The organism is Corallococcus exercitus (assembly GCF_003611585.1).
Classification (GTDB): domain Bacteria; phylum Myxococcota; class Myxococcia; order Myxococcales; family Myxococcaceae; genus Corallococcus; species Corallococcus exercitus.
Window position 1 is genome coordinate 1 of record NZ_RAVW01000182.1, and the last position, 18,004, is coordinate 18,004.

Annotated in this window: 16 protein-coding genes; 12 read left to right on the forward strand and 4 right to left on the reverse strand. The window is 70.2% G+C overall.

Annotated features, from left to right (window positions below):
- Positions 1-30 precede the first annotated feature (30 nt).
- The 5 genes from D7W79_RS22050 to D7W79_RS22070 all read left to right on the forward strand — a co-directional run bounded on the left by D7W79_RS22050 (position 31) and on the right by D7W79_RS22070 (position 6,073).
- Positions 31-1,518, forward strand: coding sequence for a hypothetical protein (locus D7W79_RS22050; protein ID WP_120527360.1), 1,488 nt, complete (start codon positions 31-33; stop codon positions 1,516-1,518).
- Positions 1,519-1,966: 448 nt separating this feature from the next.
- Entirely contained in the window at positions 1,967-2,911 is a 945-nt protein-coding gene (gene lpxC / locus D7W79_RS22055) for a UDP-3-O-acyl-N-acetylglucosamine deacetylase (protein WP_120527361.1), read from the forward strand.
- 56 nt (positions 2,912-2,967) lie between these two features.
- Positions 2,968-4,062 (forward strand): thioredoxin domain-containing protein, encoded by a 1,095-nt coding sequence (locus D7W79_RS22060; RefSeq protein ID WP_120527362.1) that lies wholly within the window; start codon positions 2,968-2,970, stop codon positions 4,060-4,062.
- Between the two features lie 28 nt (positions 4,063-4,090).
- Entirely contained in the window at positions 4,091-5,329 is a 1,239-nt protein-coding gene (locus tag D7W79_RS22065) for a DUF4388 domain-containing protein (protein WP_120527363.1), read from the forward strand.
- A 126-nt stretch (positions 5,330-5,455) separates the two neighbouring features.
- On the forward strand, positions 5,456-6,073 hold the full coding sequence (locus D7W79_RS22070; protein ID WP_120527364.1) for a hypothetical protein: 618 nt from the start codon (positions 5,456-5,458) through the stop codon (positions 6,071-6,073).
- A gap of 61 nt (positions 6,074-6,134) precedes the next feature.
- On the opposite strand, the gene D7W79_RS22075 is transcribed toward D7W79_RS22070, so the two are convergent.
- Positions 6,135-7,754, reverse strand: coding sequence for a leucyl aminopeptidase (locus D7W79_RS22075; protein ID WP_120527365.1), 1,620 nt, complete (start codon positions 7,752-7,754; stop codon positions 6,135-6,137).
- A 136-nt stretch (positions 7,755-7,890) separates the two neighbouring features.
- On the opposite strand from D7W79_RS22075, the gene D7W79_RS22080 reads away from it, so the two are divergent.
- The 3 genes from D7W79_RS22080 to D7W79_RS22090 all read left to right on the forward strand — a co-directional run bounded on the left by D7W79_RS22080 (position 7,891) and on the right by D7W79_RS22090 (position 10,174).
- A complete protein-coding gene (locus D7W79_RS22080) occupies positions 7,891-8,787 on the forward strand; it encodes a hypothetical protein (RefSeq protein WP_120527366.1) in 897 nt (298 codons plus the stop codon).
- 128 nt (positions 8,788-8,915) lie between these two features.
- On the forward strand, positions 8,916-9,698 hold the full coding sequence (locus tag D7W79_RS22085; RefSeq protein WP_120527367.1) for a sulfite exporter TauE/SafE family protein: 783 nt from the start codon (positions 8,916-8,918) through the stop codon (positions 9,696-9,698).
- A complete protein-coding gene (locus tag D7W79_RS22090; protein WP_216627083.1) occupies positions 9,695-10,174 on the forward strand; it encodes a hypothetical protein in 480 nt (159 codons plus the stop codon). Before D7W79_RS22085 ends, D7W79_RS22090 begins: the two co-directional genes overlap by 4 nt.
- 34 nt (positions 10,175-10,208) lie before the next feature.
- On the opposite strand, the gene D7W79_RS22095 is transcribed toward D7W79_RS22090, so the two are convergent.
- The 3 genes from D7W79_RS22095 to fabF form a co-directional block, all read right to left on the reverse strand.
- On the reverse strand, positions 10,209-11,078 hold the full coding sequence (locus tag D7W79_RS22095; RefSeq protein WP_120527368.1) for a tetratricopeptide repeat protein: 870 nt from the start codon (positions 11,076-11,078) through the stop codon (positions 10,209-10,211).
- Position 11,079: 1 nt separating this feature from the next.
- Positions 11,080-12,684 carry a helix-turn-helix domain-containing protein gene (locus D7W79_RS22100; protein ID WP_120527369.1) on the reverse strand — a complete coding sequence of 535 codons (1,605 nt, stop codon included), beginning with the start codon at positions 12,682-12,684 and terminating at the stop codon, positions 11,080-11,082.
- Positions 12,685-12,999: 315 nt separating this feature from the next.
- A complete protein-coding gene (fabF, locus tag D7W79_RS22105; RefSeq protein WP_120527375.1) occupies positions 13,000-14,250 on the reverse strand; it encodes a beta-ketoacyl-ACP synthase II in 1,251 nt (416 codons plus the stop codon).
- Between the two features lie 80 nt (positions 14,251-14,330).
- Between fabF and D7W79_RS22110 the strand changes: the two genes are divergently transcribed.
- The 4 genes from D7W79_RS22110 to D7W79_RS22125 all read left to right on the forward strand — a co-directional run bounded on the left by D7W79_RS22110 (position 14,331) and on the right by D7W79_RS22125 (position 17,805).
- Positions 14,331-14,855: a PaaI family thioesterase gene (locus tag D7W79_RS22110; protein WP_120527370.1), complete on the forward strand. Its 525-nt coding sequence runs from the start codon at positions 14,331-14,333 to the stop codon at positions 14,853-14,855.
- 5 nt (positions 14,856-14,860) lie between these two features.
- On the forward strand, positions 14,861-15,550 hold the full coding sequence (locus tag D7W79_RS22115; RefSeq protein ID WP_120527371.1) for a TetR/AcrR family transcriptional regulator: 690 nt from the start codon (positions 14,861-14,863) through the stop codon (positions 15,548-15,550).
- An 85-nt stretch (positions 15,551-15,635) separates the two neighbouring features.
- A complete protein-coding gene (locus D7W79_RS22120) occupies positions 15,636-17,087 on the forward strand; it encodes a M61 metallopeptidase family protein (RefSeq protein ID WP_244221901.1) in 1,452 nt (483 codons plus the stop codon).
- Positions 17,088-17,181: 94 nt separating this feature from the next.
- Positions 17,182-17,805, forward strand: coding sequence for a YceI family protein (locus D7W79_RS22125; protein WP_120527373.1), 624 nt, complete (start codon positions 17,182-17,184; stop codon positions 17,803-17,805).
- Positions 17,806-18,004: the final 199 nt, after the last annotated feature.

An 18,004-nucleotide genomic window follows, 5' to 3' on the forward strand; every position in this document is an offset into this window, starting at 1 on the left:
TGTATAAGAGACAGCCCCACCTCCTCCGCCATGAGCCAAGCCTCCGCGCCCGCCGTGCCCACGGTCCTCCCCGGTTCCCGCGACTACTACGGCGACCTGATGCGCGCCTCGCAGGCCACGCGCGCGGGCTTCCTCGCGGAGCGTGAGCGCTGGCTCCGGGGCGTCCCGGTGGAGGGCCGCGAGGAGCTGCTCTTCGAGTTCGAGATGTGGCTGCGCGCCGTGGAGCGCTACCTCAACCTCCACAACTCCGTGCTGGACGCCCGCGCCCGTCCGCTCGTCACGCGCGACTTCCACGAGGAGCTGGTGGACGTGCGCGACGCCATGGAGCGCGCGGTGCGCGTCGCCCGGCACCTGCAGGACCCGGACAGCGACCCGAAGATGGTCTTCCGCAAGTATGTGGAGACCCAGCTCGCGGACGACCGCGTGCGCCGGCTCCTCATCGAAGAGGAGCTGGACCAGGAGACCCCGCCGGAGAGCCTCTTCGTCGTGCGCGAGGCCTTCGACGCGCTGAAGAACCTGCTCGACAACCTGCTCCAGCTGCCGCTCATCGGCCTGTCGCTGTTCCAGGACGTGGGCAAGCTGACGCTGCGGGAGATCGTCCTCAACCGCTACTTCCGCCCCTTCCGCCCGCTGGAGTTCCGCGTCGAGTACGACCGGCTGCGCTCCGTGCGCCTGCTGGACGTCCTGGGCACGCTGCCCGCCGACACGCGGCCCCTCTTCACCACCGCGTTCCTGGGCCTCTTCCGCGTGCTGCACTACCTGACGCACGTGGACCCGGAGTCCCAGCCGCCCGTGCCGCGCCGCGTGCGCGTGCTGCTGTCCCTGGTGCGCGGCGAGGTGTCCGCCGTCGCCAGCTACCTGCACACGGAGCTGTCCCCCAAGGCCGGCGCCAAGCACCTCCAGGCCGCCGCGCTGCGCGCCGCGCGCGACCTGGCCCGCGAAACGGACCGCATCGCGCGGGAGGTGCTGGTGGATCTGGACCGCGACCCCGCCGCCCCCCTGCGCGCCGCGGAGGCCTTCACCACGCTCCTGCGCCAGCAGATCGTCGCGCTGGTGGACGCGCTGGCCCCCAACGGCTCATTGGGGGAGGAGGCCTTCGCCCACCTCACCAGCGCCCAGGACGCCGCGCTGCGCCTGCGCAAGGACCTCTGGGTCTACGCCCAGCTCTGCCGCGCCGCCGAAAGCCACCTGCGCTCCGACGACGTGGTGTCCGCCGAGCGCGTGCTGGAGGCCCTCAAGTCGTTCCTCGACTACTTCCACGACGGCGGCTACCAGCTCCTGCGCTACGCGGACTACGACGCCTTCGACCGCTTCACCTCGCTGCTGGTGGAGCTGCCCTGGCCCCCGGAAGGCCCCGGCATCCGCAGCCGCCTGGCGGAGGACCTCCGCCGCTTCTCCCAGACGCTGGAGACCACCTTCCACGCCGTCAGCCGCCGCTCGCTCCTCCAGGGCCGCGGCTTCGACCGGCCGGACGCCGAAGCCCTGCGCGATCGCTTCCTGTCGCCTGGCGGACGCTGACCCACCCTCCCGGACAGGGATTCCGTCAAGCCCCGGACTCCCCGTGAGTCCCGGAGCTGCGTTTGCTTCCGGGCACTCGCCTGCGGTAGAGACGCGCCCCTGTTGCGTGGGTGACACGCACTCCCGGTTGGCTCGAAACCACCCGGGGGCGCCGGAGTCCGAAGGATGGATTCCGGACATCGCTGTCACGGTGGGAGGAGCAGTGGTGGGTTTCCCAAGAGGGGTGTCCGCGCCCCGGTCCAGGCCGTACCCCGTCCCGGCCCCTGGTGTTCCAGCAGTTCCAGGGGGTTGGGAAGGGCAGGGGACCCCCGCAACGCAATTCTTGTGTCACGGCCCCGTGGCATGTTGATTGCTCCTATGTGCACCGCGTCAGACCGCGGTGGAACGGCCTGACGGGGCCGTACCCCGCGTGCGTCAGCAAGAAGCAGTCCCCAGAGGCGACACCGACATGCTCCAGCTCAACGACTTCCAGCGCACCCTTTCCCAGCCGGCCATCTGCCGCGGCGTGGGGCTTCACTCCGGGTTGCCCGTGACGCTGACCCTGAAGCCCGCGCCCGCGGGGCATGGCATCGTCTTCGTCCGCACGGACCTGGCGCGCCCGGTGAGCATCCCCGCGCTGGCGGAGTACGTGGTGGACACGTCGCTGGCCACCACCCTGGGCCGCGACGGCGTGAAGGTGGGCACGGTGGAGCACCTGATGTCCGCGCTCGCCGCGCTGGGCATCGACAACGTGCGCGCGGAGCTGGACGGGCCGGAAGTTCCCATCATGGACGGCAGCGCGGCGCCCTTCACCCACGCCATCATGGAGGCCGGGTCGCACGAGCTGGACGCGCCGCGCGAGTACCTGGTCATCAAGAAGAACGTGGCGGTGACGGACGGCGACAAGCAGGCCTCGCTCACCCCCGCCCGGCGCTTCCGCATCAGCTGCACCATCGACTTCGAGCACCCCGTCATCCAGGGCCAGTCCTTCGACGTGGACGTGAACGACCGGGGCTTCTCGCGGGAAATCTCGCGCGCCCGCACGTTCGGCTTCCTGCGCGACGTGGAGAAGCTGAAGACGCTGGGCCTGGCGCGTGGCGGCTCGCTGGAGAACGCCGTCGTCGTGGACGAGGCCGCCATCCTCAACCCGGACGGCCTGCGCTTCCCGGACGAGTTCGTGCGTCACAAGATCCTGGACGCCATCGGTGACGTGTCGCTGTTCGGCCGGCCGGTGATTGGCCACATGACGGCGTTCAAGACGGGCCACGCGCTCAACCACAAGCTGGTGCGCAAGGTGCTGGCGGACCCCTCCAGCTACGACATCGTCACCGCGCGCCGCCGGGACGTGGAGGGCCGTGAGCCGGGCCGTGGAAGCCTCGCGGGCGCGTTGGAGCTGGAGCCCCTGGTCGCCTGAACGCCGGGCTGTCAATTCCTTGCCAGCCCCGAGGACCTCTATTAAGTCGGCGGCCTATGTCCATGCGCTCTACTCGCATCGCCCTGGCCGCCCTCCTCGCGGCATCCCTCACCGCCGGCTGCAACAAGGAGAAGGCGCCGGCCAACGCCACGGCGCCCGCCGCGCAGGCCCAGGCCGCCAATGCCACGGAGCCCGCGCCGGACACCGTGGTGGCCACCTTCGGCAACAACGAGAAGGTCACCTTCGGTGAGCTCAACGAGCGCATCAAGGAGCCGCTGGCGAACCTGGACAAGCAGAAGTTCCAGCTGCGCAAGCGCGGCCTGGAAGGGCTCGTGACGGAGCGCCTGGTGAAGGCCGAGGCGACCAAGCGCGGCATCACCGAGGACCAGCTGCTCAAGGCGGAGATCGACGACAAGATCCCCGCGCCGCCGGAAGAGAAGATCAAGGAAGTGTTCGAGGGCGCCAAGGGCCAGCTGCCCCCGGGCGCGACCTACGAGCAGATGAAGCCGCAGATCGTGGACTTCCTGTCCGGCCAGCAGAAGCAGGAGCAGGCCCAGAAGTTCTTCGACAGCCTGCGCCAGGGCGCCAACGTGAAGTACGAGCTGCCCGAGCCCCCGCGCCCGCCCGCGGAGCGCAAGCAGGTGGCCGCCACCGGCCCGTCCAAGGGTCCGGAGAACGCGCCGGTCACCATCGTGGAGTTCAGCGACTTCCAGTGCCCGTTCTGCAGCCGCGCCATCGGCACGGTGGACCAGGTGACGAAGACCTACGGCGACAAGGTGCGCCTGGTGTTCCGCCAGTTCCCCCTGGACTTCCACAAGCAGGCGCAGAAGGCCGCCGAGGCCGCGCTGTGCGCCAACGACCAGGGCAAGTTCTGGGAGATGCACGACAAGCTCTTCGCCAACCAGCAGGCGCTGGGCGTGGATGACCTGAAGAAGCACGCGAGCGAGCTGAAGCTGGACACCGCCAAGTTCAACAGCTGCCTCGACTCCGGCGAGAAGGCCGCGACGGTGAAGGCGGACCAGGCGGACGGCTCCAAGTTGGGCGTCAACGGCACGCCGGCGTTCTTCATCAACGGCATCATGCTGTCGGGCGCGCAGCCCTTCGACGAGTTCAAGAGCGTCATCGACGCGGAGCTGAAGGGCGCGAAGTAGTCCTTCAGCCGCTGCAGGGAGGGATGCGGTGGCGTCCAAACCCAGGGCCACGCCCCGCGTGAGCGGTGAGGCGGCTTCGCTCGAGCTGGAGCGGCCGCTCGCCGCCGTCGTCTCTCCCACCCGGCCCCTTTCGGCGCACTTCCTGGCGCCGGAGGGGCTGGTGCTCCTCCCGGAGTCCCACGGCGCGTCCGGCTTCTTCGCCGGCAGCCTGGGGACGCTCTCGGTCGAGGAGGTGTTCGCCCAGATTCTCTCGGGCATCCGCACCGGCCAGCTCGTCGTGCAGCATGCCAGCGTGCGCCGCACGGTGGCCTTCCGCGACGGGCAGGTGGTGTTCGCCACCTCCAGCGAGCGCTGGGAGCGGCTGGGCGCGGTGATGGTGCGGCTGGGGCTGCTGACAGAAGCAAAGCTCACCCAGGCGCTCGCGCAGGTGACGCCCGCGCGCCGGATTGGCCAGGTGCTCACGTCGCAGGGGCTCGTCTCGGAGGCCAGCCTCTACAGCGCCATGACGTTCGTGGTGCGCGAGGTGGTGCTCAACCTCTTCGAGATGGTGGAGGGCAGCTTCCTCTTCCTGGAGGCGAAGGCCCCGGCGGTGGACGCGGTGAAGCTGCCGGAGCGCACGCGCGACCTGGTGCTCACCGGCATCAAGCGCGCGGAGGAGACGGGCCGGCTGCGCCGCCGCTTCCCGGACGACATGCGCGTGACGCCCGGCCCCCAGGGCGCGCTGCCTGGGGAGGAGGCCCTGTTCGCCAAGCTGGGCGAGGGCACGTCCCTGGGCGCGCTGAGGGCCGCCTACGCGGGCAGCCAGTACGCCTTCTACAGCGGCGTGGAGGAGGCGGTGCGCGGCGGCCACCTGGCCGTCTGGCCCGCGGAGGTGCTTCCGGCCCCGGGCCCCGCGGTGGAGGGCATGGCCTGGGAGCTGCTCTCCGCGGAGGAGCGCTACAACCTCCTGCTGTCGCTGGTGCACCGCGCGCTGCGCGAGGCGGGCCGCGACGTGGACCTGCTGCGCGGCTTCGTGGAGTCGCCGCCCCCGGGGCTGGAGGACGCCTACCAGGGCGTGACGCTGGGGCCGGACGGGCGCGTGGACGTGGCCCGGCTGCGCGCCAACGTGTCCACCAGCGGCGGCGAGGCGGTGGGGCGGGCCATGGCGCTGGAGGCGCTGGACGCGTTCGTGTCCTACGCGCTGTTCTCCGCGCGCAACGTGCTGCCGGCGGACGTGGCGGAGCGGCTGGCCAACACCTACCGGACCCTGCAGGGCGGCCTGACGTAGCCCGGGCCCCAGGCGGGAAGTTTCCTCCGTCGGACAGCGTACACCGCCCCCATGTGCCCCTGGCGGGCCCCGGGGTGGGTGTCCACGTTCGTCGCCACGGCTGGTGGCTGGCGGGGGACGAGCGACATGGGCGCGATGCGGATGTTGGGTTGGGGAGTGCTTCTGCTGAGCACGGCGTGTGGCGCGTCCCGGACGGCGGTGACGAAGGCGGAGCCCGGCACGGGCGGTTCAGGCAGGGGCTCGGACGAGTCCGCCATCGCGTCCACCACGCGGCGCTACGTGGACGAGGACCTGGGCTTTGAAATCATCCGGCCCACGGCGGAGTGGCAGCTGGACGAGACGAACGAGCGCACCCCGGAGGGGCTGGCGATTCCCGTCATCCTGCGCCACCGCGTGACGGGGGCGCAGGTGGTGCTGCAGGTGGCGCCCGGCGTGGCCACGCCCGTCCAGTTCGCGGAGCGGCTGACGCAGGGGCTGCGCCAGCAGCCGGGCTTCACCACCACGGATCCGCAGCCCATCGCGCTGTCGGACAACGCCGTGGGCTTCGACTTCCAGGTGGGGGAGGGCGTGCGCGGCAAGGTGGCCGTGCGCGAGGGCAACGGCGGCCGCGTCCTGATGATGCTGGCCACCTGGCCCACGGAGGCCTCCGCCGACATCACGCGGAGCGTGGACGCCCTGATGGCGGGCGTCCGTCCGCTCCCGGAGCCGAGCGTGGCGGTGCGCGCGACGCCCCGGACTCCGTGAAGCCCCACGCGCGACCTGCGCGTGGGGAGCGAGGCTCCGATGCCCGGAGCCTCCGGGGTGACTACGCGCGGGCCGACTTGCCCTTGGCGGCCTTCGGGGCCTTGGCGACCTTCGGAGCCTTCGCGGGAGCCTCGGCCTTGGTGGGCTCCGGCTGCGAGGCGATCTCCGTGGCCCGGCGGCGCACCAGCTCCACCAGCGTGCGCGCGCCGACGCCCGTGCCGCCCTTGTTGAGGTAGCCGCGCTCCTTGGGGCTGTTGGACGGACCGGCGATATCCAGGTGCACCCAGGGCGTGTTGCCCACGAACTCCTTGAGGAAGAGGGCCGCGTTGATGGCGCCGCCCCAGCGCTCGCCGGAGTTCTTCATGTCCGCCACTTCGGAGCGCAGCGCGTCCTTCTGCAGGTCGGTGACGGGCAGGCGCCACATCTCCTCGCCCGCGGCGCGCGCGGCGGTGAGCACGCTGTTCACCGTGTCGTCGTCGTCGCCGAAGGCGCCCACGATGTAGTTGCCCAGCGCCACCATGCACGCGCCCGTGAGCGTCGCCAGGTCGATGACGGCGGAGGGCTTGTGCTCGCAGGCCCAGGTGATCATGTCGCCCAGCACCAGGCGGCCTTCCGCGTCCGTGTTGGTGATCTCCACCGTCTTGCCGGAGCGCGCCGTGAGGATGTCACCCGGCTTGTACGCCGTGCCGGAGGGCATGTTCTCGCACGCGCCGATGAAGGCGTGCACGGGGAAGGGCGGCTTCACCACGGAGCCGATGACCTTCATCGCGGCCAGCACCGCGGCGGAGCCCGCCATGTCCGTCTTCATCTCCACCATGCCCTCGGTGGGCTTGAGCGACAGGCCGCCCGAGTCGAACGTGATGGCCTTGCCCACCAGCGCCAGCGGGGCGCGCTTGGCGTCCTTCGCGTTCTTCGGCGTGTAGACCAGGTGGATGAGCCGGGGCTCCTGCACGCTGCCGGCGGTGACGCCCAGGAACATGCCCATGTTCAGGCGCTCGATCTCCTTGCGCCCGCCAATCTCCGCCGTGAGCCCGCCCTCCTTGGCGGCCTGCTGCGCGGCCTGCGCCAGCTTCGCGGGGGTCACCACGTTGGGGGGCTCGTTGACCAGGTCGCGCGCCCAGTTGACGGCCTCCGCCAGCTTCAGGCCCAGGTTCAGCGCGTCATCCAGCGCGCGCGACTTCTCCGTGCCCTCCGGCAGCGACAGCGTGGCGCGGGTGAGCTTGGGGGCACCCTTGTCCTCGCGCGCGGAGGACTTGTACTTGTCGAAGCGGTAGACGCCCAGCTCCAGGCCCTCCACCACCGCGCGCACGGCCATCGCCGCGTCGTCGGTGGCGGGCACGCGGAAGCCGATGGCGGTGGCCTTCAGCCGCTGGGCCGTCTTCGCCGCGCGGCCCGCGGCCAGCCGCAGCACCTCCGGCTGGAAGCGCGCGCGGTTGCCCAGGCCCAGCAGCAGGACGCGGTCGGAGCCCAGCTTCCCCAGGGTGTGCAGGAGGAAGGTCTGGTCCGCCTTGCCCTTGAACCCCTCCTGGGTGGCGGCGGCGCGCAGCTTGCCTTCCAGGGCGGAGTCCGCGGCGGCCAGCGGCGCGGGGGCGGAATCACCCAGCTCGCCCTCGAAGAGGGGGATGACGAGCAGCTCACCGCTCACCGGCGCGGCTTCACCGGAGACGAGACTGAATTGCATGGCGACTTGGACTCCTGGAGAGGAAGGGGGTGATCCGAGGGGCGCGACTGTAGACGCGTGCCGTGTTGCTCGCAAAGCGCTGGTTGCCACTCGGGCATTGCAATGCCCCGGCACGCTGGATAGCTGTGCACTCCCAATGCCCACCCTGCTGCTGCATCTGACGGCCATCGAACGGTTGGCGGCCCATCCGGACGGGCTCCCCGCCGACTGGGTGCGAGCGCTGTCCGAGGACCTGCCCTACGCGCGCTTCGGCGCGGCGCTGCCGGACCTGCCCCTGTGCGAGGGCGTGCGCGGGGGCCTGGGCGTGCTGATGCAGCCGGAGACCGGCTGGCCCCCCTTCGCGCGGCTGTACCACGAGCGCGCCCCGGTGGGCCTGGGCCTGAAGATGGCGGAGCTCGTGGCCTCCGGGGCCCTGGTGGGCACCGAGGCGGGCCTGGCCATCCTGGCCGGCTACTTCACCCACCTGAGCCTGGACCGGCGCCTCCACCCGCTGGTGGACGGGCTGGTGCTGCGCCACCGCCGCAAGGGCGAGCGGGCCTGGGACGCACGGCGTCAGGTGGAGTGGGCCCAGACGCTCTTCTTCCTGCGCGAACAGGACGGCACGGACGGTGTGGGCACCTCGCGCATCCGCGAGAAGTTCCAGGTGGTGAAGAGCTCCGGCATCCCCATGCGCGGCATCGGACGGGGCATCTACGAGCTGGTCCGGCTGGCGTCACAGGACCGCGTGGGGCAGGCCCCCACCAAGGCGGAGCTGGATGGCTGGGTGCGCGGCCTCTACGTCTCCGGCCTCTTTCTCTCCAGTCCGCTCGGCCGCATGAGGGCGCTCCCGGCGTACTCGCAGCTCTCCTTCCAGGAGCTGTACCGCAATGATCACTTCGACTTCGCGGTGGAGCTGGACGCCGCGCTGGAGGTGACGCGCGGGCTGATCAAGAAGCTGCACGGCTACATGGCGCGCGGCACCTACACGCCGCGCACGCGCGCGCGCTTCCTGGAGGAGTTTCCGGAAGGCACGCTGGGCGCCACCGCCGCGTAGTGAACGGATCCACACGGCCCGCGTCCCGGTGCCGTGTTCGCGTGCAGGGCATCCAACCGATCGAGCAGGTTGCCCTCCGGGATGTGCCGCTATCCGAAGCGGGGAGTGCCTCCTATCCTCGATAGGGAATGACGGTCTTCCTCCTCATGGCGGCGGGTGTGTTGGCGGGTGGGTTGGGGTCGCTCCTGGGCATCGGAGGCGGCATCGTCCTGGTGCCCGCGCTGGTGTTGGGATTCGGAATCCCCCTGGAGCAGGCCGTCCCCGCGAGCCTGATGTGCGTGGTGGCCAACTCCTGCGCCGCCGCCGCCAGCTACGTGGAGAACAAGCTCAGTGACCTGCGGCTGGGGCTCACGCTGGAGCTCGCCACGGTGATGGGCGCCATCGTCGGGGGGCTGGTCGCCGCCTTCGTCGCGGAGGCGATGGTGGCCGTGGTGTTCGGCCTCTTCACGCTCTTCGTGTCGCTCCAGATGATGCTCCTGCGCAGCCCCCGCCAGGAGCCCGCGACGGCGGCCAACTACGTCCCCGGCAACTACCCGCTGGGCATCTCCGGCTCCTTCGTGGCGGGCGGCCTGTCCGCGCTCCTGGGCGTGGGCGGTGGCCCGCTGAAGGTGCCGCTGATGACCTACGGCATGCGCGTGCCCTTCAAGGTGGCCAGCGCCACCAGCAACCTGATGGTGGGCGTCACCGGCGCGGCGAGCGTCGCGGCCTACGCCTGGCGCGGCCAATTGAATCTGGGGCTCGTGGCGCCGTTGGTCGTAGGGGTGCTGGCCGGAGCCTCCGTGGGCAGCAAGCTGATGCTGAGGACGCCGACCGCGGTGCTGAAGAAGCTCTTCGCGGCCGTCCTGCTGGTCGTGGCCGGACAGATGTTGTGGAAGGGAGGGGAGGGGTTGTGGCCGAGCGTATGGAAATGAGTGAAGCAGAGCCTGAAATACCCGGTGTGCACCCGTCGGTGATGATGCAGGACGTGGGGCCGCCCACGCGCAACGCGCGGGCGACGTCGGTGGTCCTGGACGCGGAGTTCCCCCAGGAGCTGCCGCGGGAACCCATCACCCAGCCGGAGGCGCTCCCACGAGAGCGCCGGGGCGCCAGACGGCTCGCGGCCGGGGAGCGGTGGATTGCCCGCGTGCTGCGCACCGGGGCGGTGACCAGCGGCGCCATGTTCATCACGTCGCTCGCGCTGGAGCTGCTGCCACGCGACGAGTCCGTGCACGTGGCCATCGACCTGCTGCGCAAGGGCGCGGCGTCCATGCTGCTGGTGACGCCGGTGGCGCGGCTGGCGATGGCGGGCACGCTGCTGGGCCTGCGCGGCGAGTGGCGTTACGCCGCCATCGCCGCGGGCGTCATCGGGTTGCTCGCGCTGGCGGTGGGCGCGGGCTTCCAGGCCTGACGCGAAGTCGGACGCATGAAGGCCGCGCGCGGGGCTACACGCCGCGCGCGGTGAAGTGCGCGAGCACGTTCTTCACCTTCGCCACCTCGTTGTGCTGCTTCAGGTCCTCGTACATGGGCAGCACGGCCTCGAACTGCTCGCGGGCCGCGGCGTAGTCCTGGAGGTAGTAGCAGGACAGCCCCAGGTCCCAGCGCGCGCGGGCCTCGTAGACGTGGTCGTGCAGCTCCCCGTACACGTCCACCGCGCGCAAGAGGTGCGGCCGCGCGTTGTCGTGGTGGCCCAGCAGGCCTTCCGCTTCACCCAGCAGCAGGTGCCCCAGCGCGAGCGCGTCCGGGTCCTCTCCCTGCTCCAGCAGCGGCACGGCCTCCAGGAAGCGCTTGCGGGCGGGCTCGTACTCGCCCTTGGCCATGCGCAGGTCGCCGATGTCCAGGAGCAGCCGCGCGATGCGCTCGGTGTTGCGCGTCTGGCGGTAGAGGATGAGCGCCTCCTGGTACTTCTCCTCGGCGCCGTCGGCCTCGCCCATGGCGCGCAGGGACTCGCCGATGCAGGCTCGCGCGAGCGCCTCACCCTCGCGGTCTCGGGCCTCGTTGAAGAGCAGGGCGGCGGTGGCCATGTGCTCGATGGCGCCCTTGTGGTCCTCGAAGTGGGCCTTCACCACGCCCAGGCCGAAGAGGGCCTGCGCCTGGCCGGGCTTGTTGCCCGCGGTCTTGAAGAAGCCGTAGGCCTCCTCGTAGTGCTCGCGGCTGGCCGCGTGGTCCTCCAGCATCCCGTACAGCTCCGCCAGCGCCACCAGCCCCTGGCCCACCTCCGCGGGGGAGCCGGTGATGCGCAGCGGGGCGAGCGCGTTCTTCTGCTTCTGGATGGCGTCGGTGATGTGGGCGCGTTCGGTGTCGGACGGGTGCATGTCAGTTCTCGTGAACCTTGCGGCGGCGGGCGCCCCTGTCCAGCGAATCGTGCTTCTCGCCGCCTTCAGCCCCGTTGCCATCGGGCTCGGCGTTTCCGTTGCGTTCGGCCTTCTCCTTCTCGTGGACGAGCAGCGGGGAGAAGAAGCAGTCCTTCTTCGTGTACTCGTCGAAGGCGAACGCGAAGCGGTAGCTGGCCGCCGCGCGCTGGTTGCAGTCCGTCCGCTCGCAGAAGCGGCAGGAGATGCCGCTGGGGATGGCGTCCTTGCGCAGGTCGTTGGTGGGCAGGCCGTACGCCAGGTACTTCGCGTTCTCCGCGTGCGTGCCCAGGCCGATGGAGTACGCCGTGCCCTTCACGATGGAGCCTTCAATGGGCTGCAGCTGCACCTTCGCGAAGCAGAAGTACGTCGTGCCGTCCGGCATGATGGAGTACTGCCGCGTGATCTGGGACGGGTTGAGGAACGCCAGGTGCACCGCCCACTTCGCGCAGGAGCCGCCGCCCGAAGCGAAGCGGATGCCGGTGCCGCTGTAGCGCTTGGAGATGTTTCCGGCGATGTCCGCGCGCAGGAAGTGGAAGGGCAGGCCCTGGCGCTTGGGGTCGGACAGGTTGCAGATGCGGTGGGCCACCGTCTCGTAGGTGGTGCCGAAGACGTTGGAGAGCAGCTCCACGTCGTAGCGCGTGCGCTGCACCTCCTTGAAGAACTCGCCGTAGGGCAGCATCAGCGCGCCGGCGAAGTAGTTCGCGAGGTTCACCTTGATGAGGCGCTCGGTTTCGCCGTGCCGCATGCGCCCGGCGCCCAGGATGCGCTCCACCAGCTTCTCGCGGTCCATCACCATGAGGCCAATGGACGCGGCCACCTGGAACTTCAGCGGCTGCTCCGTGAGGTCCGGCGACAGCGTCAGCGTGCGCGCGTCCAGGTCCAGCCGGCGCACCACGGAGGAACCGCTGGCCGCGCGCTCGATCTGCACCTTGAAGTCGAAGCGCTCCTCCAGCATGCGGATGAGCTGGCTGCTGGTGAGCTGCTGCTCCAGGCGGAAGTCGCGGCGCAGCCCTTCCGCCTGCTCCTCCAGCTCCGGGAAGTAGTTGCGGTGCTTCTCCAGGAAGTCGCTGACCTCGTCGAAGGGCGAGTAGTCGAAGCGCACGCCCGGCGTGTTGCCCATGCCGGAGGTGGAGCCCTGCGTGCGCGTTCGCTCCTCCACGTTGAGCTGCGCGAGCACGTTCTCCAGCTGCGTGCGCGTGTTCTTGTAGAGGTTGAACAGCGCGGCGACGGTGCCGGCCAGCTTCGGCTCCGCGGACAGCGACTGGAGCGACTCCGAGTCGATGTCCAGGCTCTTGAGCAGCGGTTCATCGAGCAGCTTCGCCAGGGCCTCGTCCACGCGGCCCTCGCCCAGCGTGGACATGAACTGCTCGGGGTCCTGCTCGAAGTAGCGCAGCGCCTTCCACAGCAGGGGGAAGGGCATCACGCGCTTGCCCTTTTCGATGAGGTTCAGGTACGCGGGCGAAACGCCCAGGTCCTTGGCGGCGTCCGCCTGCTTGATGTTGCGTTGCAAGCGCAGGCCTCGAAGCTTCAGCCCCACGTTCGCGTTCAGCGCGTTGTCGTTGTTCATGGCTCCAACCCCCGGCGGGCCGCGTCACAAGGTGCGCTCCAGCACCGGGTCTCTGGATCCACTCTGCAAACCGATTTACCGATTTGCAATCAACGTTTTCGGTTCGCCGCAGCGCTGTCCCGCAGGCGACGCGCGAAGGGTTGACTGCCCCCACCCTGGCCGTAGCGGGACGTAATCCCATGTAATCACGGCGCTTTCAGGCAGCCCCGGTGTGCGGCGGCGGCGCCCGGACTCCGCGTTGTCAACCCTTGACTGACGCGGCGCGACAGGGCTGGGGAAAAGTCAGTAAACGGGCGCCATAATTTTTACAAAGTATTAACGCGCGTCCGGGGCCCGCTGGAAGACGAGGGCGACGTTGGTGCCGCCGAAGCCGAAGGAGTTGCTCATCACGGCGTCCACGCGCGTCTCCCGGGCGGTGTTGGGCACGCAGTCCAGCGGGATGCGTGGATCCTGGTTCTCCAGGTTGATGGTGGGGGGCAGCACGCCGCGGGTGAGGGCGAGGATGCTGATGACGGCCTCCGCCGCGCCGGCCGCGCCGTTCATGTGGCCCGTCATGGACTTGGTGGAGGAGATGGCGAGCTTCTTCGCCGCGTCGCCGAACACGCGGGCAATGCCCTCCATCTCCAGGTAGTCGCCGATGTCCGTCGAGGTGCCGTGGGCGTTGAGGTAGCCGATGTCCGCGGGCGCGAGGCGCGCGTCCTTGAGCGCGGCGCGCATGGCCCGCTGGGCGCCCTCGTGTTCGGGCGCGGGCGAGGTGACGTGGTAGGCGTCGGAGCTGGCGCCATAGCCGGTCAGCTCCGCGAGGATGCGGGCGCCCCGGGCGCGTGCGTGTTCGTACTCCTCCAGGATGAGGATGCCCGCGCCCTCCGCGAGCACGAAGCCGTCGCGGTCCTTGTCGAACGGGCGGCTGGCCGCCTGGGGCGCGTCGTTGCGGGTGGACAGGGCCTTCATCGAGGCGAAGCCGCCCACGCCCAGCATGGAGATGGGGGCCTCCGCGCCGCCCGCCACCGCCACGTCGAACTCGCCGCGCTGGATGCCGCGCAGCGCTTCGCCAATGGCGTGGGCGCTGGTGGAGCACGCGGAGTTGGTGGACCAGGACGGGCCCTTGATGCCGTGGCGCATGGAGATGTAGCCGGGCGCCATGTTGATGATCATCTGGAGGATGAAGAAGGAGCTGATGCGGTCCGGCCCCTTCTCCAGCGCCTTCCTGTGGGTCTCCTCCAGGCTGCTGATGCCGCCGATGCCGGAGCCGACGATGACCGCCACGCGGTCCGCGTTCTCCGGCGTGATGACCAGTCCCGCGTCCTCGATGGCCATGTCCGACGCGGCCACCGCGAACTGCGCGAAGCGGTCCATGCGCCGCACCTCGCGCCGCTCGATGTAGACCTCCGGGTTGAAGCCCTTCACCTCGCCGGCGAAGCGGCAGTCCAGTTGGCTGGCGTCGAAGAGGGTGATGGGCCCCACGCCGCTCCTGCCGTTCACCAGCGCGTCCCAGCTTGGCTCCACGCCGATGCCACACGGGCTGATGAGCCCCATTCCCGTCACGACAATGCGCCGCTGTCCCATCGCGAACTCCTTGACCCCATTCATTGAACGGGATGGTATTATGACCATCCTTCCATGAGTTCAAGCCCGAGGGAGTCCTGATGAGCGAGCAGCCCGTGAATCCGCGCACGCGGACGGTGACGTGGAGAGACCCCCGGGAGGGCGCCTCGGCGGCGAAGACGCTGTCGGGGCTGGAGTACCTGCGCGCCATCCAGCGCGGGGAGCTGCCGGGGCCGCCCATCGCGGAGCTGATGGGCTTCTCTCCGGTGGAGGTGGAGGAGGGGCGGGTGGTGTTCGCGGTGAAGCCGGGCGAGCACCACTACAACCCCATTGGCATGGTGCACGGCGGCCTGGCCGCGACGCTGATGGACTCCGCGATGGGGTGCGCCATCCACACGATGCTGCCGGTGGGCGCGGGCTACACGACGCTGGAACTGCACGTGAACTACGTGAAGGGCATCGCGCACGACACGGGGCGGCTGTTGTGCAGGGGGGAGGTCATCCACCTGGGCGGCCGCGTGGCGACGGCGCAGGGGCGGCTGGTGGACGAGAAGGGGACCCTCTACGCGCACGGCACCACGACGTGCATGGTGTTCCGGCCGCCGGGCGCGGGCGGCAAGGAGTAGGGGCGATGCGCTACACCGCTGAACACAAGCAGGCCACGCACGCGCGCATCCTCGCGGCGGCGGAGAAGCTGTTCCGCGCGGAGGGCTTCAGCGGTGCGAGCGTGGAGCGGGTGATGCGGGCCGCGGGCCTGACGGTGGGCGGCTTCTACGCCCACTTCGCCTCGAAGGAGGCGCTGCTCGCGGAGTCGCTGCGCGCCTTCATGGCGGTGAACAAGTCGCGCTGGCTCTCGGGGTTGAGGGTGGCGCGGGGGCCGGAGTTCCTGGAGCGCTTCGCCCAGCGCTACCTGGGCCAGTACGACCGGGACACGGGCGAAACAGGCTGCATGATGCCGTCGCTCCTGTCGGACCTCACGCGCGCGACGCCGGAGGTGCAGGCCGCGTTCGGGCAGGGGCTGGAGGAACTGGTGGGCGAGGCCCAGGCGCAGCTTCCCGCGCGCGAGGGCGCGACGCCCCGGCAGCAGATGCTGGCGACGGTGGCGCTGTGCTTCGGCGCGATGACGCTCGCGCGGGCCACCGCGTCCCAGCCGCTGGCGGGGGAGATCCTCGATGCGGCGCGAGCGCTGCTGATCGCAGGGGCTCCCGTGGAGGCGGGAACGAAGAAGGCCCCGCCCCCGAAGCGCCGTCGTGGAGCCATCGCGGACGCGGGGAGTACGCCCGCGCGCCGGGCCCGCCCCTCGCGCAAGAAGCCCCACTGAGCGGACGTCCTCACGGCCCAGAGGCTCGGGCGTCCGCACTCCGGACTGGACGGCATGGGGTCCGCCGTGGAGTCCTTCCGCGCGGATGACGAGCCCTGGGGACGAAGTGGACGCCTGGAAGAGGATGATGGCTCGCGCGTGGCTTCTGGTCCTCGCGCTCACGTTGGGCGCGTGTGCCTCCGCGCCGCTCCCCGCTCCCTGGGAGGACGAAGCGCCTCTCTTCTACCGCATCACGTACACGCGCGAACCCACGCCGGGCTTGAACGTGGAGGTCTTTCCCTCGCGGTCGTTTCCGCCGGAGTTCCTCTTCCGCCAGCCGGGACGGGTGACGTCCGTGATCGCCACGGACATCAAAGGCAACCAGTTCGATATCACCCCCAGGGACGGCGCGGTGTACCTGCCGGGTTGGACGACCGTCCTCCGCTACCGCTATCCCCTGGTCGCCTCTCCGGGAGAGCGCGGCCGGCACATGTTCGGAGGCATGGGGGAAGGGGATGCGTGGCACGTGGCCGGCAAGGCCTACCTGCTGACCCCCCGCCGCGTGACGCCCGGCATGCGCGCGGAGATCGCCGTGTACGGCACGAGGGCGCTCCTGCCCTGGACGCCCGACGAGCAAGGCTTCTACCACCTGCGGGGCTCGGACCTCATCGACGCGGGTTTCCATTCCTTCGGCGGCAGGCGGTGCACGGTGCACATCGACAAGTCCGTCCTGGAGGTCGCGCTGCTGGGCCGCTTCACGCACCTTTCCGACGCGGACCTCTGTGAGTGGATCTCACAGGCCGGTGGGGAAGTGCTCACGGTGCGCAAGTCCTTCCCGTATCCGCGCGTCACCGTGCGCCTCGTGCCCGTTCCCGGAAAGACGACGCCCGGCGAATTCGGCATGACCCTGTGGAGCTCCCCGCCCAGCATCTCCATCCTCGTGGGCCAGGACGCGACCGCGGAGTCCTTCGCGAAGGACTGGGTCGCCCTCCACGAGATGCTCCACCTCACGCACCCGGCATTCGTGCCCCGGGAGGCCTGGCTCTCCGAGGGGCTGGCCACCTACTTCACGGAGCTCGCACGCGTGCGCTCCAGGCGCCAGACGGCCGAGCAGACCTGGCGGGAGCTGACGAACGGCTTCGCGCGAGGCCAGGCCGCCGCGGGCTCACGCACCATGAAGGAGGTCGTCGCCGAGGAGGGAAACTACATGGGCATCTACTGGACCGGTGCGCTCTTCGCGCTGCACCTGGACGTGGAACTGCGCCGCGTGACGGAAGGCCGCGCACGGCTCGAGGACGTGTTGGAGTTGCTCGCCGCGCCCGGATCCACCGCGACGCTCGAAAGCTTCGGCGCCGCCGTCGACAGGGTCGCGGGCCAGCCGCTGTTCGATGCGCTGCTCGCCCGCCACCTGCCGAAGCCCGCCTTCTCCGAGCTGGCCCCTTTGCTGGAGAACCTGGGCGTCCGGATTGACCCAGGTGGCGTCACGCTTCATGCTGCGCCGGGCAGTGTGTTGCGTGAGGACCTGGACGTCGCACGGCGCCCGGATGCCGCGAGGTGAGTACCTGGAAAAGCGAAAGGGCTGTAACCGACTTCCGGATGTCGCGTATCGCATGCATCCGCGAGGTTCGCGGCTTCCGTAAATGAGGTCCGCCATGTTCCGCAGCGTCCTGATGCTCGCCGCCGTCCTGTCGCTCTCCGCGTCCGCCGCCGAGCCCGCGCCTTCCGACAAGCGCTTTGTCTTCAATGATCCGAACAGCCGCGACACGGTGATGTTCGTGCTGGACGCGCCGCTGGAGGTCATCAACGGCCTGTCCAACAAGGTGACGGGCCGCGTGGAGGTGAAGGGGCAGAAGGCCAGCGGACGCTTCCAGGTGCCGGTCAGCTCCATCAAGACGGGCAACGAGACGCGCGACGGCCACCTGCAGAACGACCGCTGGCTGGACGCGGCGAAGTTCCCGGACATCGTCTTCGAGTTCAAGGACGTGGCCCTGCCCGCGCCGCTCGCCAACGCGAAGCCCGTGGTGCTGAAGACGAAGGGCACCTTCACGATTCACGGCGTCACGCGCGAGGAGCCCGTGGAGGTGACGGCCACGTACCTCCAGGAGACGGCGGAGACGAAGAACCGCGCCGCCGGCGAGCTGTTGCGCGTGCGCGCGAAGTTCCAGATTCCCCTGGAGGCCTACGGCATCAAGCGCACCGAAGCGCTGGTGCTGAAGGTGGGCGAGCAGGCCGATGTCACGGTCGACGCCTGGGGCTCCACGCAGTTCAAGCCGTAGTTGTCTGTCCCCCCGTAGTCACACCCCTGCGGTACGAAAGGAAGCAACACATGAACGTCAAGGCTCTTGCGGCGGTTGTCGGCACCCTGTCCCTCGGCGCGCTGGCCACCGGCTGCGCGTCCAACAAGGCGGCGGAGGGCAGCAAGGTGCACGCCGCTTCGCCGGGCGCGGCGGAGGGCGCCGAGGCCAGCTGCAGCAA

Excerpts from the sequence above, each read along its gene's own strand:
- D7W79_RS22080 (WP_120527366.1), top strand. The coding sequence starts at position 7,891 with ATGCCCACCCTGCTGCTGCATCTGACGGCCATCGAACGGTTGGCGGCC.
- D7W79_RS22090 (WP_216627083.1), top strand. The coding sequence starts at position 9,695 with ATGAGTGAAGCAGAGCCTGAAATACCCGGTGTGCACCCGTCGGTGATG.
- D7W79_RS22110 (WP_120527370.1), top strand. The coding sequence starts at position 14,331 with ATGAGCGAGCAGCCCGTGAATCCGCGCACGCGGACGGTGACGTGGAGA.
- D7W79_RS22125 (WP_120527373.1), top strand. The coding sequence starts at position 17,182 with ATGTTCCGCAGCGTCCTGATGCTCGCCGCCGTCCTGTCGCTCTCCGCG.
- D7W79_RS22050 (WP_120527360.1), top strand. The coding sequence starts at position 31 with ATGAGCCAAGCCTCCGCGCCCGCCGTGCCCACGGTCCTCCCCGGTTCC.
- D7W79_RS22060 (WP_120527362.1), top strand. The coding sequence starts at position 2,968 with ATGTCCATGCGCTCTACTCGCATCGCCCTGGCCGCCCTCCTCGCGGCA.
- fabF (WP_120527375.1), bottom strand. The coding sequence starts at position 14,250 with ATGGGACAGCGGCGCATTGTCGTGACGGGAATGGGGCTCATCAGCCCG.
- D7W79_RS22070 (WP_120527364.1), top strand. The coding sequence starts at position 5,456 with ATGGGCGCGATGCGGATGTTGGGTTGGGGAGTGCTTCTGCTGAGCACG.
- D7W79_RS22100 (WP_120527369.1), bottom strand. The coding sequence starts at position 12,684 with ATGAACAACGACAACGCGCTGAACGCGAACGTGGGGCTGAAGCTTCGA.
- D7W79_RS22075 (WP_120527365.1), bottom strand. The coding sequence starts at position 7,754 with ATGCAATTCAGTCTCGTCTCCGGTGAAGCCGCGCCGGTGAGCGGTGAG.
- D7W79_RS22115 (WP_120527371.1), top strand. The coding sequence starts at position 14,861 with ATGCGCTACACCGCTGAACACAAGCAGGCCACGCACGCGCGCATCCTC.
- lpxC (WP_120527361.1), top strand. The coding sequence starts at position 1,967 with ATGCTCCAGCTCAACGACTTCCAGCGCACCCTTTCCCAGCCGGCCATC.
- D7W79_RS22120 (WP_244221901.1), top strand. The coding sequence starts at position 15,636 with ATGACGAGCCCTGGGGACGAAGTGGACGCCTGGAAGAGGATGATGGCT.
- D7W79_RS22095 (WP_120527368.1), bottom strand. The coding sequence starts at position 11,078 with ATGCACCCGTCCGACACCGAACGCGCCCACATCACCGACGCCATCCAG.
- D7W79_RS22085 (WP_120527367.1), top strand. The coding sequence starts at position 8,916 with ATGACGGTCTTCCTCCTCATGGCGGCGGGTGTGTTGGCGGGTGGGTTG.